Origin of the sequence: Campylobacter sp. FU_520, assembly GCF_025772385.1 — a bacterium.
Taxonomy (GTDB): domain Bacteria; phylum Campylobacterota; class Campylobacteria; order Campylobacterales; family Campylobacteraceae; genus Campylobacter_D; species Campylobacter_D lari_C.
Genome location: NZ_JAKMRZ010000027.1, coordinates 1 through 13,859, shown reverse-complemented (window position 1 = coordinate 13,859; position 13,859 = coordinate 1). Strand labels below are relative to the sequence as shown.

Here is a 13,859-nt window from a genome sequence, read left to right as displayed (position 1 = left end):
TTCAGAAGCACAAAGTCTAATATTGTTAAAATAGTGAAAGGTTCCAAAACAATAATACTCAGTATAATCAACTTCTTTACCAAAACCTATATATCTCCAAGCATCTCCATCAAGCGTCACATGAGAAGAGTTATCAATGATTGCATCTATAGCCCATGGAGCTATTTTTGCAGATAATACACCCATGTATGCACCATGTGAAACTCCTACCACAATAGTTTTTAAATTATTGTTTTTAAAAATCTTTTTTTTTGTATAAAGCAGAGTATTTATCATATCAATTGTTTGCATAATACCATAATTTTGATATTCATTGTTTGTAAGTTGCAAACTCGCACTTAAATCTAAGTAGTAATCTCTATTAAGATCCCAATTATCTTTCTTTTTTTGAATTACCTTATTAAGATAATCCATAGCAGGGTGAAATTCTTCAAAAGTGTTAAGCTTTGATATATCATAAGGAATTTCTATATTAAGAGCTTTTAAACTTGCATCAAAAATAAGTTTATCAATATCATCTAAATACCACTTAGCGCCAGTTTGGGGACGGTTACCTATACCATGATAATTTAAACTCAAAACTGCCACATTGTACTTTGATGCAAAATACTCCATATTAAACTTTAAAACAGGCTCTCTTATATCAGCCCCAAGCCCTTGGACAATACACATTATAGCTTCAATTTCTCTTGTATCATCATATATGAGCTGAAATTCTAATTTATTTTCTCTTTTTATATTTAATTCTACATCATCACAAGAGTCTATAAAATAGGTTTGATTTTTTAACATTTATAACCTTGGTATAAAATTTTAATTTTTAAATATGGTATACCACAATTAAGCATAAAAAATAATTAAAAAAACTATTCAATTTTATCTAGCTAAAGCCAAAATCAATTCCTAATCCTCTTAAACCTCTCACTAATTTCTAATCTTTGAACGATTTCCACTTTAGTTGGTATTTTATAATTAGCTAGTTTATCTTTACAAAACATTCTTATCTTTTTTTTAGCTTCTAATGTGCTAAAATTTTCATTTTGTTCTAACACAATCTTTACACAAACACTTTGGCCTGTTAGAGGGTTATTTTGTCCATAGACTAAACAATCTTGTATAAATGGTATTTGCATTAATATACCTTCTACTTCTTGGGGTAATACTTTTTCTCCACCAACATTAATAACTTCTTTATTTCTTCCGATAATTTTAATATATTCTTCACCATTTTCATTGATCACTTCAACCAAATCCCCAGTAGCAAAGTATCCATCATCTGTAAAAACAGAGTTATCGGCATTTAAATAACCCAAACTTTGCATATTGCTTTTTAAAAATAACTCATTATTGATAATTTTATATGCTATGTTTTCTAATTTAAAATAGTTTCCAAAACTTTTTGTTTGAGCAATACCTACTTCACTTGTGCCAAAGGTTTGATGAAATTTAACTTTTGGAAAACTTTGTTTTAATTTTGCAAGTAAAGTTTCTGACATTCTTTCTGTGCCATAACTAATAACCTTTAAAGAGTTTAAATTATATTTTTCAACTACATTTGCTACCAACATTAAACTAAGTAAAGAAGGTGAAGCAGGCAAGAGCGAAATTTGATATTTTTCTATGGTTTGAGCTAGAGCTTCAATATTTTTTCTTTCCTTTATAGCAATTGCGCAAGCATTCATACTAAGACAGTTAAACAAAGTATTCAAACCACCTATATGATCAAACATTAAAAATAATAAAATATTAAGTTTTTTTGGTTTTTTATTAAGATAAGTATTTAAAATCTTATCAAGATCATGTACCATAGCTTTAGGTTTGCCTGTGCTACCACTTGAAAATAAAATCAAACCAGGTTTATTATCATTTATAAGTTTTTGGATTAAATCATGATTGTTATAATGTTTTTCCTGTAGCTTATATTGATTATTTTTAAATAAAATATCGCAATTAACTTCGATAAGTTTGTTATCAATCTCACTTTCATTAATAAATGGAATAATTATTTTATTAAGCTCAATACATGCTAAAAATAAACTTATACTTTCAAAATCATAATCACCTACAATACCTACAATGTCTATATTTTTAAGATCTGCTAATAAGCTGATTTTATTAATCACATTATTACATAAATCATTGTAAGTATATTTTTGTTCTTCATAGATTAAAGCATGTTGCTCTTGATTTTCACTAAAAACTTTATTTAAAAAGACATTTTTAAACTTATCCATTTACTCCGCCTAAATATATAATTTGACCCGTTATAAAATCACTTTTTTCATTAATAAAAAAGTCAACCACATTAACAACATCTTGAAAATTACCAAATCTTTTTATAGCTTGTTTATTAAGCAAATCTTGTATTTTATCTTTCGGGACATTTTTAATTAAATCAGTAGGAACTGGAGTAGGTCCTATGGCATTACAAGTAATACCAAAAGAACTTAATTCTTTAGCGCAAACTTGAGTTAAATTACAAATAGCTGCTTTTGATGCAGCATATATGGCTTCTCCTTCTAGTCTTAAAGCAACCGCAACAGTAGAAAAATTTACAATCCTATAAGGCATAGCAACTTGTTCTTTTTTATAAGTTTGACTCATAATCTTTGAAACTTCTCTTATAAACAAAAAACTACCATAGACATTAGTTTTAAAAATATTATCTAAACTTTTAAATGGAGTTGTTAATATATGATTCATAGCTGCTATACCAGCATTATTAATTAAAATATCAATTTTTCCAAATTCTTTTTTTACACTTCTTACCATAGAAACTACAGCTTTTTCATCACAGACATCTAATTCAAAATGTCTATAATTTTTATGATCTATATTTGCTTTACCTCTTGAGCAACCACAGACTATATGATTTTTTGCTAAATAATATTCACTCAGCTCTTTGCCTATGCCTTTTCTAGTTCCTGTAATAATGATGATTTTTTGCATTATTCTTACTCTTGAAGTTTTTTAACTATATAATCAGTCAGGCTTTCAACATCTTTAAATGGAGAATTTCTAGCACTCATCATTTTTTCATCTGCTAAAATGATTTCTTTATTAAATTCCTCACTTAGAAGTTCCTCTAAATCAGCAACCAAGCTAACTAAGGCTAGAGAGTCTAAAAATAATTGCGATTTAGAATTTACTGTTTTTAATTCCAAAATTTCATCTGATAAATTATCTAATGCTTGAAATATAATTTTTTCAACACTATTTCTCATAAATCATCCTTGTGTAACTTTATAGTACAATTTTATTAAAATATAACATAAAACTTCTATTTATCAGTTTAAATCAACTGTATAAAAATACAATTGTTTGATATAATATAATTAATATTAATAAACTCAAGGTGCTTAATTGAATAATTTACAATATGGGAAAAGTCTTTGCGTTATTCCTGCACGCGGTGGTTCCAAACGTATTCCTAGAAAAAATATCATTGATTTTTTAGGAAAACCTTTAATTGCTTATAGCATAGAAAGTGCTTTAAATTCAGGTATTTTTGATGATGTAATCATATCAAGCGATGATGAAGAAATTATCAAAATAGCTTTAAAATATGGTGCCCAAGCTCCTTTTGTACGCAAAAAAGAATTAAGTGATGATTATGCAAGTTCAACTGCTGTAATACAAGATGCTATTGCAACCTTAGAAAAGCAAGGCAAAATCTATGAAAATGTGTGTTGTTTATACGCAACTGCTCCGCTTATAGATGAGTTTATCTTGCAAAAAGCTTTTAAGCAATTTAAACAAGAAGAATGTAAATTTTTATTTTCAGCTTGTGAGTTTGAATACCCTATACAAAGAGGTTTTTATCTTGATAAACAAAATAAAGTCTATATGTTTGATGAAACAAATCATGATAAACGCTCACAAGATTTTCTTAAAGCTTATCATGATGGTGGTGCATTTTACTTTGGTAAAAAAGAAGCATGGCTAGAAGAAGATTTTATATTTAAACCTCATTCTAAAGCCTTTTTACTTCCAAGGAATAAAATTTGTGATATTGATACCTTTGAAGACTTAGAATTTGCTAAAATGCTATACTTAACCAAAAACATATAATAAATTTCATTTTTTTACAACTATCCTTACAAAATAATCATTTTCTTTATTGAATGGTGCAAAATTGGTATCTTCTTTTGCTAATACAATATTAAATCCAATATTTTGCAATTTTTCACATGTCATATCTATATCTATAAATCTTCTAAAATGATCATTATATACAAAGCAATCTTTATCTACTTGCTTGCCAAGACCATATAATGAATTTTTCATTCCCCTAGCTTCAATACAAAAATATCCTCCATTCTCCAATGGAATACCACAATCTCCATGATTTTTTAAAGCCCGATAAACAGCTGGAAATAATCTATTTTCTTGCTCTTCATTTATACTATGTAGAGTAAATCTTGAATAAACAATATTATATTTATTAATAAAATCAATCTCTGAAAAATCCATACATATAAATCTCAACTTATCACTCTTATATGTTTGATTTAAATAGCATATTTCATTTTCACACAGATCAATGGCATCAACTTTTATTAAATTTTTTGAAAAAAAAATAGCATCTCTTCCATTTCCACATCCAAGTTCCAATAACAAATCATCTTTTTTTACATAATGTCTGCAACAAAATTTTGCAAATAACGAAGCGACAAACGGATCTTGATATAGTTTATAAAAATTTGTCCAATATTTTTTATCTGTTATCATGTCTTAAGTTACACCTCAACTCAAAAAGTCTATAAGTCAAATCAAGCAAAAACAAAAAACTGAGAAAATAGCATATAAAAAAAAGAATATTAAAAATTAATCCTATGCTTATCAATATAACTATCAAGCTCGCATCAACACCCAATATAAAACCTCTATCTAAAAAGTATTTTTTAACCCCAAAACGCTTTATATTTTTTATCTTTCTTAAATTTTTTAAAATATAATGAGGGCAAATCGTTCTATGTAAATTCATACAAATGATCGCTAAACAACATTCAAATAAACTAATATAAGATGTAATATATGCCATAATAAAAACTCCATTGAAACCGATATGATCTACAACTTTGTCCAAATAACTTCCAAACTGAGAACGCAAGTCTTTATATCTTGCCAACATTCCATCTAAATGATCAAAAATAGAGTAACATATATAAAGAAAACCAGCCAAAAGAGCAAAATGATTATAAATAGCTAAAAAAGATATAACAATTAAAACTAAAGAAGAAATAGTTATATGATTAGGTGTTATTGATGTTTTTGAAATAGGTATTAAAATGTATTTTTGCAATAATAAAACTCTTATAATATACTCTGTAGGATAATAAGATATTTCAAGTCTTTGTCGTTTTTTTAATTTTTCATCTAAATTCATTTTTTATCCTTCAAAATACATAATTTTATATTTATTTAAGCATATTATAACATAAATAAATCAGTGTATACAGTATGAATAATAAAACAATTTTATACTCATAAGCTATTTCTTTTTTTACTTAAAGTATAATACTTATTCATAATTTTAAAATATAAAGATAAGGAACCTTATGTTAAAGAAAAATTTAGAACATATAAAAACTAAACTAGGACAAATACTTTCTTCTATAACGCATTCAAAATACAAAATAATACAAGGCAGCGATAGTTTAGATATAAATTTTTTAAATACCGAAGATAATACTTTAGTTTATAAAAATCCTTTAGAAGAACTAAACACAATGTTAAAAATTTATAATGAAAAATATCGTCTATATCCTGTATTATATTTTTATGGATTTGGAAATGGAATTTTATATAAAGCTCTTTTGCAAAATCCTCACCATAAGATTATTATTGTTTTTGAAAAAGATTTAGAGATTATCCATAGTGCTTTTAGTGTGTTGGATTTTAGTAAAGAATTACAAGAAGCAAGATTGGTAATTGTCAATACAAATTGTCTAAAAATCATAGACTATGAATTAATGTGTAAACAACAACCTATGTTAAATTTTGCAAGAACATATTTTTTAGAGTTGCATTCTGATTATTACGAAAGATATCATGAAGATATATTAAAAGTCAATAACAATATGCTAGAATACTTAAAAAAAGCTGTATTAAAATATGGAAATCTACCTCTTGATGCTCTTCAAGGGGTAGAGCAATTCACATACAATCTTCCTAAAATGCTAACACATCCAAGCTATCAAGAACTTTTACAAAAAAGAAAAAATCTAAGTGATACTGCTATCATTGTTTCTACAGGACCTAGTTTATCCAAACAACTTCCTTTGTTAAAACAATATGCTGATAAAGCAACTATATTTTGTGCTGATAGTGCTTATCCTATCTTAGCCAAACACAATATTAAACCTGATTATGTTTTAACCTCAGAAAGAGTAGCTTTAACTAGTGAATTTTTTAATAATAATTTTGGAAATTTTGATAAAAATATAACTTTTATCATAAAATCATATGCACATCCTAACACAATAAAATATCTAGAAAATAACAATAGAAATTATATTCTCATTTCACCTACTGATGCAAAATTTATATATTTTATGCAATTACATGCCTATGGATATCTTATAACTGGATGCAGTGTTGCAAATATGGCTTCTAACCTAGCTTTTAATCTAGGTCACAAAAATATCATTTTAATTGGCCAAGATTTAGCCTATAGTGATGATGGAATTTCTCATTCTAATGGCTATACTTATTTAACTGATAATTACAAAAATGGCAAAATTTATAAAAAAGACTATGGAAAATATGAATGTGAAGCTTACGGGGGTAATGGAAAAGTTCAAAGTTCTTTTGTATGGAATTTATTCCGACAAAATTTTGAAAGCGATATTGTATATTTCAACCACTATGGAACAAATGTATACAACTGCACTGAAGGTGGGGCTAGAATTAAAGGGGCCATAGAAGAACCTTTTAAAAAAATATGTGAAAAATTCTTGACAAAAGATTTAAAAAAACCTTTTATTTCACTAGAAAATCCAACTTCAAACAAACAAAATGAATTAATGCTTAAAGCTTACACTAAAATCAAAAAAAGCATTACACATTGCCACACTCTAAACAATACTATCGAAGCTTATTTAACTGATTTAAAATGGTCTTATCAAAACATTTACTCCGATGAAAACATAAAAAATATGATTAAAAGTATTGATGAAATTAAAACATATATAGAAAATTTAAAAGGTATGGAAGAATTACACGAAACTTTAACTCCACTACTTGCTCAATTTGAATTTAATCTTGCTAAAATTTATGTTTTAAACCCTATCAATGAAGATGATGTATATAATAAATCGCTTTTATGGATAAAAGAACATATTGATTGGCTTGAGTTAATTATTGCTCATATCAAAGCTCACGAACAAGCCTTGAATAGAGGTATAATTCCTCTGCAAGAAACCATTATACAAAGAGGATATGGACATAAAATCAAATGAAAGTTCTTTTTAGAAGCGATAGCTCTAGCACTATAGGACATGGACACATTAAAAGAGATCTTTTGCTAGCTAAACAATACCAAGATGTATCTTTTGCTTGTTTACCACTAAAAGGCTGTTTAATAGATGAAATTCCTTATCCTGTGTATGAGTTAACAAGTGCTAGCATATATGAACTCATCAATCTCATCAAAAAAGAAAAATTTGATCTTTTGGTCATTGATCATTATGAGATCACTGCAGATGATGAAAAACTTATTAAATTAGAAACAGGAATTAAAATTCTAAGTTTTGATGATGAGATAAAAGAACACTTTTGTGATATTTTACTTAATGTCAATGCTTATGCTAAAGAAAGTGATTATGAAAATTTAGTACCAAAGTATTGTGAATTAAGATGTGGCTTTTCCTATGCTCTAATACGCGATGAGTTTTACCAAGAAAGCAAGATAAAAAGAGAGAAAATTTATGATTATTTTATCTGTATAGGGGGAAGTGATCCAAAAAATATTTCCTTTGATATAGCAAATAAACTAAATAAAAACAAAACTATCATCATAGCTACCACAAAAGCAAATTCTCATCTAAACTTGCTTCAAAAATTAAGCCAAAAAAACTCTAATATGCAAATTCTAATAGATTATCCTAATCTTGCAAGATTAATGAATGAAAGCAAAAAACTCATCATTAGCGCAAGCTCATTAGTCAACGAAGCTTTGATTTTAAAAGCCAATTTTAAAGCCATAGCTTATGCTAAAAATCAAGAAAAAATTGCAGTTTGGCTTGCTAAAAAAGGTTATGAGGTGGAGAGTTTTATATGATAGTTTTAAAAGATTTTATTCATTTAACTCAAGAAGAAATCGAGCTTGTTTTAAAATGGCGTAACGATGAAAGCATTGCTAAATTTATGAAAACACAAAATATAACTTTAAAAGAGCACTTAAGTTTTTTATCTAGCCTAAAAACAGATACAACTAAAAAATATTTTTTAGTTTATGATGGCAAACAAACCATAGGTGTAATCGATTTTATTAATATAACCAACCATTCATGTGAGTTTGGGCTTTATGGTATAAAAAAAGGTGTAGGTGAACTTTTAATGCAAGAAGTTAAAAACTATGCTTTCAATGTTTTAAAAGTTCAAACTTTAAACGCTTGTGTTTTTAAAAAAAACACAAAAGCTTTAAATTTGTATTTAAAACATTCACCTATAGAAACAACAAAACATAAAAAAATGCTTTATTTGAAATATATACAAAAACCTATTATTGAAAAATTATCTTCTATTAATTTTAATTGGCTTAATGAATTAATCAGCTATGAAATAAACAAGAAAAATATTATTTTCAACTTTATTCATAATGAAAATATTATTTTGAAAAATTTTATCAATCTAAACCACAAAGAAAAAGAAAAAATTAGACTATACAGAAATCACCCTGAAATCAAAAAATATTTATATCAAAAACATTATATTACTAAATACGAACATAAAAAATTTATAAAAAAATTAAAACAAAATACTCTTAAAAACTATTATTGTGTAATTTATAATAAACAAATTCTTGGAAGTATTAATTTTGAAATCATTTCTGATAATACTATTGAATTTGGTTTTTATGCAAATCCTTTTTCTAAAATTTCAGGGTTAGGTAGAATTTTGGAGCATATTGGTATATATTATGTTTTCAAAATAAAAAATCGTCAATTTCTTCAATTACAAGTATTTTGCGATAATACATTTGTTGTTAATTTGCATAAAATATTTAAATTTAACACAATTGATAAATTTAAATTCCAAAATGAAACTATCTTAAAAATGCAACTAACAAAGTCTGACTGCAATACCATTTTCTAGTAAATGATTTTTAATATCATTTGGAGTATATTGACTAAAATGAAATATAAAAGCACCTGCTAATGCATTCGCACCATGTTGTATAGCTTTTACCCCATCTTGAGGCTTAGAAAGCCCCCCATTGATAATAAGTGGAATTTTTAATTTACCTTTGAAATACTCTAGTAATTCCCAATCATACCCTAAAGAACCTCCTTCTTTATCAACACTTGTTAAAAGTATCTCCCCTGCTCCCAAAGATTCGTATTTTAATGCAAGTTCTAGTGGATCAATATCTAAAATTTCATTATTAAAAACTTTAAATTTATTTTTATCTTTTTTTACATCAACCGAGCATACTACACAAGAACTTCCAAAAGTATTTGCTGCCTTTTTAATAAAATCTGGATCTTGCAAAGCCATAGAATTAATGCTGATTTTATCTGCACCTATATCTAACACTTTTCTAATATCTTCTAAAGTTCTAATCCCACCTCCAATAGTTAAAGGCATAAAGCATTCATTAGCTATATCTTCTAAGCTTTCAAAATCTATAACGCCATTTTTATTGATATCCAAAACTATAAGCTCATCAACATTTCTAGCATTATATATCCTAGCTGTGCTTATTACATGCCCTATAGTTCTAAAAGAAGAAAAATTGATACTTTTTACAAGCTGATGATCTTTTAATAACACGCAAGGTATAATTCTTGTTTTAAGCATATTAGGCCTTTAAATTTGCAAAATTTTCCAAAAGTTTCAAACCTACATTTTGGCTTTTTTCAGGGTGAAATTGCACAGCAAAAATATTATCTTTTTCAAAACTTGCACAAAAAGGTTTTTCATACTCACAAAAAGAAGTCTCCACTCTCTCTAAACACTCTACATAATAAGAATGCACAAAATAAAAATCACTTTTTTCTAAAATTCCATCAAAAAGTTTGCTTTTTTTATCACTAAATTGTAAATCATCCCAACCACTATGCAATAATTTTTCTTTACTTAAATCAAATTTCAAAACCTTTGCTTTTATAAAATCAAGCCCTTCACACTCTCCGCCCTCATACCCCTTACTAGCAAAAAGTTGCATACCAAGACAAATCCCCAAAATAGGCTTTTTATCTTTTAAAACACATTCTTTTAAAAGCTCATCTAGTGCAAGTTTTTTTAAATTTTCCATACCTTGTTTAAAAGTTCCAACGCCTGGTAAAACTAATTTAGAGGCATTTTTTATATCTTCTTTTTTAGAACTTATAATCACTTCTTGATTAAGTTTTTCAAAAGCTTTCAAAACAGATTTAAAATTTCCAAGATGATAATCAACAATACAAATCATTTCAAAACAAACTCATCTTTTTTTATCAATGATCCATCACTATCTCTTAAAAATTTACCATTTTCATCGCGTTTAAATATCTTTTTATTAGTATAAGAATCTACAATTTTTTCAAATTCTTTTTCACTAAAACCACTAAATTCCAAATACTTCTTAATAGCCTTTTTAGGTAGCTTTCCATCATATTTATTTACAAGTCTCACGCCCTCTTCACGGCTAATATAGCCAAGTCTTATATCCAAGCACGCATTATCCGTAGCTCTTCCAAAACCATATTTGCAGTATTTTAAATAATCATGCACATGATTTGAATAACAATCTAAATTTTCAAAATTCTCATAAGTAGTTTCAACTGGTTTTGTACTAGTTTTAAAGCCATTTTCTTTAGATATTTTTAAATTATACTTATAATCCCATTTAAAATAATATCCCAAAAATAACCCTGTAACTCCTACTCTTTGAAGCTCTTCATCACTTGGATAAGTATAAAAATATAAATCCTTTTCTCTAATACCATCAACACCGATCATATCAGAAATTCTATTACCCAAAAGCCCACCAAATTCTTCAAGCCACTCTCTGCCTAAAGTATTTTTTTCTTTAGAACTAGCTGGCCCACCATACTCAATCTGCGGACTTTCCCCCCAAATGATCAAAGGAATGCCAAAAGCAACAGCTACCTTTGGAACACAAGTGAAAATTCCCAAATGGTTTTGCCATTCATTATCGCCCGTTCTTATAAAAGCTTCGCGGGCTAATTTTTTATACACCAAAGGATTTCTTTTGATATGGATCAAATCAACACCAAGATTGTTTAAATTTTTTAAATTCTTTTTACCTATTTTAGTAGGGATGCTTGGTTCAAAACAAACACACAAAGGATTAAGTCCAAGTTCAAGACATTTTAAAACTTGAAAAGTAGAATCCTTACCACCACTTACCCCTATCACACAATCATACACAGGATGTTTTTTATATTTTTTAACGAGTTCTAGAAATTCTTTTTCACGCTCTTGCCAATTTATCTCATGATTTTTAGCTTCTTGCGAGCAACACGCATCACAAATTCCCTCATCATTAAAATGCAAATCAGGCTTAGTATCTGGCATAACGCATTTTTTACAAAATTTCATATTAACTCCAAAAAATCTTTATAATCATCATAAATCGACTATGATTATATTTTCTAAAGCTAAATAAATTTTATTTTGTTACAATATTTTTATTTAAAGGTTTATAAATTATAGATTTAACTTTACTTCCTTATATGATTATAGGAATTTTTTCAGGTATGGCTTCAGGGGTTTTTGGCATAGGTGGTGGTATGATTATCGTTCCTTTCATGCTTACTTTAGGGCTTAGCTCTCACCATGCTGTTGCAATTTCTGTTGTACAAATGATTTTTGCTTCTATTTTTGGTTCTTATTTAAACTATAAAAAGAAAAATTTAATCTTAAAAGATGGTCTTATCATAGGATTTGGAGGCTTTTTAGGTGCGATGTTTAGTGGACTTTTGCTCTCATATTTTTCAGATATAACTTTAACAAGTATTTTTTTATGTGTGAGTATTGTATTCTTTTTAAAATTTGCTTTTAATCAAAAAAGCACCATTGGAAACATCAACCACTCTAATATCTTAAAAAATTCTATTTTGCTAATTTGTGGTGCATTTACAGGAATTTTTGCTATATCTTTAGGGATTGGTGGTGGGCTTTTAATCACTCCTATTTTGGCTTATTTTTTAGGCTATGATACCAAAAAAATAGTGCCACTTAGCTTATTTTTTGTGATTTTTGCTTCCATTTCAGGGATTAGTTCTTTTATATATAATGACATCATTGATAAAGAAGTCTTACAAAATGGAAGCTTAGTAGGACTTAGCTCTATGCTAGGGGTTTATCTTGGAATTAAAATCATGGAAAAAATCAACCTCAAATCCCACCGCATAGCACTTTTAGGCATCTACACTCTTTCTATAACTATGACTATTATAAGTTTGATTAAAAAGCTAAATTTATTTTAATCTATCGGCAAATTTTTGCCTATTAGAAGTATAGACAAAGCTTAAAACCTCTGCCACTGCTTTAAAAAGCTCTGGTGGGATAAGATCATTAACTTCACATGCTTTATAAAGTTCTCTTGCTAAAGGAGGATTTTCATAAATCATCACATTATACTCATAAGCCATATCTTTTATACGCAAAGCTAAAAAGTCCACCCCTTTAGCTAAAACTTTTGGTGCAGCTTCTTTAGAGCTATCATAACGCAAAGCAACCGCATAGTGGGTAGGGTTAGTAATCACAACATCAGCACTAGCAACATCTTGCACCATTCTACGCCTTGCTGCTTCCATTTGCAAACGACGAATTCTTCCTTTTACCAAAGGATCTCCCTCGCTTTGTTTAAATTCATCTTTAACCTCTTGCTTACTCATGCGTAAGTTTTTAAAGTATTGATACCTTACCAAAAGTACATCTAAAAGCCCTATAATCAAAAAAGCTATGATAACAATAGCTGCAAGTATAATAGCTTTATCCCTAAGCCATAAAAGTTGTGGATAAATCGTATAAAGTTCTACCCTAGGAAGCTCTTTCATAAATTGTAATAAAAAAATAAAAGCAATACCAAAAACCACTCCAACTTTAAGAATAATTTTCAAAGCTTCAATAATCTTTTTTAAAGAAAAAAGATTTTTAAGTCCATTAATAGGGTTAATTTTGTTAAAATTTGGAGTAATGGGCTTAGTGGTAAAAATAAAACCAAATTGCATTAAATTTCCAAGCACACCTGCAACCATAATTGTTAGAGTAATAGGTAAAACCATAATAAACATTTCTATCATGGTTTTTATAATAATTTTTTGCAAGATTTTTAAATCAAGTTCTATACCTATAAAACTTTGATAAAACCTATATAAACCACTAATTCTCTCACCTATAAAAGGCATCATAAACAACACAACAACCACAGCTATAACAAGCACAGCCACAGCAGATGCATCTTGGCTTTTTGGGACATTACCCTCTTGCCGTGCATCTTCTATTTTCTTGGACGTGGGTTCTTCTGTTTTTTCTTGATCATCAGCAGCCATAAAAAACCTTTAAAAATTTAAAGCAAAATTATAGCATTTAAATCCAAGTATAAACAAATTTAAATACTTGGATTTATTTCTCATTCAATCCTTAAAACTTCTTCTTCTTAGCATCCTCTAAGATATCAT

General features: G+C 27.7%; 15 protein-coding genes. 5 read left to right on the top strand and 10 right to left on the bottom strand.

Features of this window, described 5'->3' with window-relative positions; translation table 11 throughout:
* The 4 genes from L8W55_RS07625 to L8W55_RS07610 form a co-directional block, all read right to left on the bottom strand.
* Positions 1 to 792: DUF2920 family protein (locus L8W55_RS07625; RefSeq protein WP_263678090.1), on the bottom strand; the 792-nt coding region annotated here is incomplete at its 3' end.
* 104 nt (positions 793 to 896) lie between these two features.
* Positions 897 to 2,234 carry an ANL family adenylate-forming protein gene (locus L8W55_RS07620; RefSeq protein WP_263678088.1) on the bottom strand — a complete coding sequence of 446 codons (1,338 nt, stop codon included), beginning with the start codon at positions 2,232 to 2,234 and terminating at the stop codon, positions 897 to 899.
* A complete protein-coding gene (locus L8W55_RS07615) occupies positions 2,227 to 2,949 on the bottom strand; it encodes an SDR family NAD(P)-dependent oxidoreductase (protein ID WP_263678087.1) in 723 nt (240 codons plus the stop codon). The genes L8W55_RS07620 and L8W55_RS07615 overlap by 8 nt, the downstream gene beginning before the upstream one ends.
* A gap of 5 nt (positions 2,950 to 2,954) precedes the next feature.
* The gene (locus L8W55_RS07610; RefSeq protein WP_257929027.1) at positions 2,955 to 3,224 is read right to left on the bottom strand and encodes a hypothetical protein; all 270 of its coding nucleotides are present in this window, start codon (positions 3,222 to 3,224) and stop codon (positions 2,955 to 2,957) included.
* A 139-nt stretch (positions 3,225 to 3,363) separates the two neighbouring features.
* On the opposite strand from L8W55_RS07610, the gene pseF reads away from it, so the two are divergent.
* The gene (pseF, locus tag L8W55_RS07605) at positions 3,364 to 4,071 is read left to right on the top strand and encodes a pseudaminic acid cytidylyltransferase (RefSeq protein ID WP_263678086.1); all 708 of its coding nucleotides are present in this window, start codon (positions 3,364 to 3,366) and stop codon (positions 4,069 to 4,071) included.
* Positions 4,072 to 4,077: 6 nt separating this feature from the next.
* Here pseF and L8W55_RS07600 read toward each other — a convergent pair whose 3' ends face one another.
* Positions 4,078 to 4,731 (bottom strand): class I SAM-dependent methyltransferase, encoded by a 654-nt coding sequence (locus tag L8W55_RS07600; protein ID WP_263678085.1) that lies wholly within the window; start codon positions 4,729 to 4,731, stop codon positions 4,078 to 4,080.
* Positions 4,718 to 5,389, bottom strand: coding sequence for a CDP-alcohol phosphatidyltransferase family protein (locus L8W55_RS07595; protein WP_263678084.1), 672 nt, complete (start codon positions 5,387 to 5,389; stop codon positions 4,718 to 4,720). The genes L8W55_RS07600 and L8W55_RS07595 overlap by 14 nt, the downstream gene beginning before the upstream one ends.
* Before the next feature lie 172 nt (positions 5,390 to 5,561).
* On the opposite strand from L8W55_RS07595, the gene L8W55_RS07590 reads away from it, so the two are divergent.
* From L8W55_RS07590 to pseH, 3 genes are read left to right on the top strand one after another with little or no spacing between them, the layout of a single operon-like run.
* Positions 5,562 to 7,463 (top strand): motility associated factor glycosyltransferase family protein, encoded by a 1,902-nt coding sequence (locus L8W55_RS07590; RefSeq protein WP_263678083.1) that lies wholly within the window; start codon positions 5,562 to 5,564, stop codon positions 7,461 to 7,463.
* Positions 7,460 to 8,284: a UDP-2,4-diacetamido-2,4,6-trideoxy-beta-L-altropyranose hydrolase gene (pseG, locus tag L8W55_RS07585; protein ID WP_263678082.1), complete on the top strand. Its 825-nt coding sequence runs from the start codon at positions 7,460 to 7,462 to the stop codon at positions 8,282 to 8,284. The genes L8W55_RS07590 and pseG overlap by 4 nt, the downstream gene beginning before the upstream one ends.
* Positions 8,281 to 9,321: a UDP-4-amino-4,6-dideoxy-N-acetyl-beta-L-altrosamine N-acetyltransferase gene (gene pseH, locus L8W55_RS07580; protein WP_263678081.1), complete on the top strand. Its 1,041-nt coding sequence runs from the start codon at positions 8,281 to 8,283 to the stop codon at positions 9,319 to 9,321. The genes pseG and pseH overlap by 4 nt, the downstream gene beginning before the upstream one ends.
* Here the strand turns inward: pseH and L8W55_RS07575 are convergent.
* From L8W55_RS07575 to L8W55_RS07565, 3 genes are read right to left on the bottom strand one after another with little or no spacing between them, the layout of a single operon-like run.
* Complete coding sequence (locus L8W55_RS07575) at positions 9,289 to 10,026, bottom strand: HisA/HisF-related TIM barrel protein (RefSeq protein ID WP_263678079.1); 738 nt, start codon at positions 10,024 to 10,026, stop codon at positions 9,289 to 9,291. The genes pseH and L8W55_RS07575 overlap by 33 nt on opposite strands.
* A gap of 1 nt (position 10,027) precedes the next feature.
* Entirely contained in the window at positions 10,028 to 10,639 is a 612-nt protein-coding gene (hisH, locus tag L8W55_RS07570) for an imidazole glycerol phosphate synthase subunit HisH (RefSeq protein ID WP_263678078.1), read from the bottom strand.
* Positions 10,636 to 11,772: an N-acetyl sugar amidotransferase gene (locus tag L8W55_RS07565; protein WP_263678077.1), complete on the bottom strand. Its 1,137-nt coding sequence runs from the start codon at positions 11,770 to 11,772 to the stop codon at positions 10,636 to 10,638. The genes hisH and L8W55_RS07565 overlap by 4 nt, the downstream gene beginning before the upstream one ends.
* Positions 11,773 to 11,882: 110 nt before the next feature.
* Here L8W55_RS07565 and L8W55_RS07560 point away from each other — a divergent pair, with 110 nt between their 5' ends.
* Positions 11,883 to 12,662 carry a sulfite exporter TauE/SafE family protein gene (locus L8W55_RS07560; RefSeq protein WP_263678091.1) on the top strand — a complete coding sequence of 260 codons (780 nt, stop codon included), beginning with the start codon at positions 11,883 to 11,885 and terminating at the stop codon, positions 12,660 to 12,662.
* Here L8W55_RS07560 and flhB read toward each other — a convergent pair.
* Positions 12,654 to 13,730 (bottom strand): flagellar biosynthesis protein FlhB, encoded by a 1,077-nt coding sequence (flhB, locus tag L8W55_RS07555; protein ID WP_263678076.1) that lies wholly within the window; start codon positions 13,728 to 13,730, stop codon positions 12,654 to 12,656. The genes L8W55_RS07560 and flhB overlap by 9 nt on opposite strands.
* Between the last annotated feature and the right edge of the window lie 129 nt (positions 13,731 to 13,859).

Coding starts and splice junctions, on each gene's coding strand:
- L8W55_RS07610 (WP_257929027.1), bottom strand. CDS start 3,224: ATGAGAAATAGTGTTGAAAAAATTATATTTCAAGCATTAGATAATTTA.
- L8W55_RS07620 (WP_263678088.1), bottom strand. CDS start 2,234: ATGGATAAGTTTAAAAATGTCTTTTTAAATAAAGTTTTTAGTGAAAAT.
- hisH (WP_263678078.1), bottom strand. CDS start 10,639: ATGATTTGTATTGTTGATTATCATCTTGGAAATTTTAAATCTGTTTTG.
- flhB (WP_263678076.1), bottom strand. CDS start 13,730: ATGGCTGCTGATGATCAAGAAAAAACAGAAGAACCCACGTCCAAGAAA.
- L8W55_RS07595 (WP_263678084.1), bottom strand. CDS start 5,389: ATGAATTTAGATGAAAAATTAAAAAAACGACAAAGACTTGAAATATCT.
- L8W55_RS07590 (WP_263678083.1), top strand. CDS start 5,562: ATGTTAAAGAAAAATTTAGAACATATAAAAACTAAACTAGGACAAATA.
- L8W55_RS07600 (WP_263678085.1), bottom strand. CDS start 4,731: ATGATAACAGATAAAAAATATTGGACAAATTTTTATAAACTATATCAA.
- L8W55_RS07565 (WP_263678077.1), bottom strand. CDS start 11,772: ATGAAATTTTGTAAAAAATGCGTTATGCCAGATACTAAGCCTGATTTG.
- pseH (WP_263678081.1), top strand. CDS start 8,281: ATGATAGTTTTAAAAGATTTTATTCATTTAACTCAAGAAGAAATCGAG.
- L8W55_RS07575 (WP_263678079.1), bottom strand. CDS start 10,026: ATGCTTAAAACAAGAATTATACCTTGCGTGTTATTAAAAGATCATCAG.
- pseG (WP_263678082.1), top strand. CDS start 7,460: ATGAAAGTTCTTTTTAGAAGCGATAGCTCTAGCACTATAGGACATGGA.
- L8W55_RS07615 (WP_263678087.1), bottom strand. CDS start 2,949: ATGCAAAAAATCATCATTATTACAGGAACTAGAAAAGGCATAGGCAAA.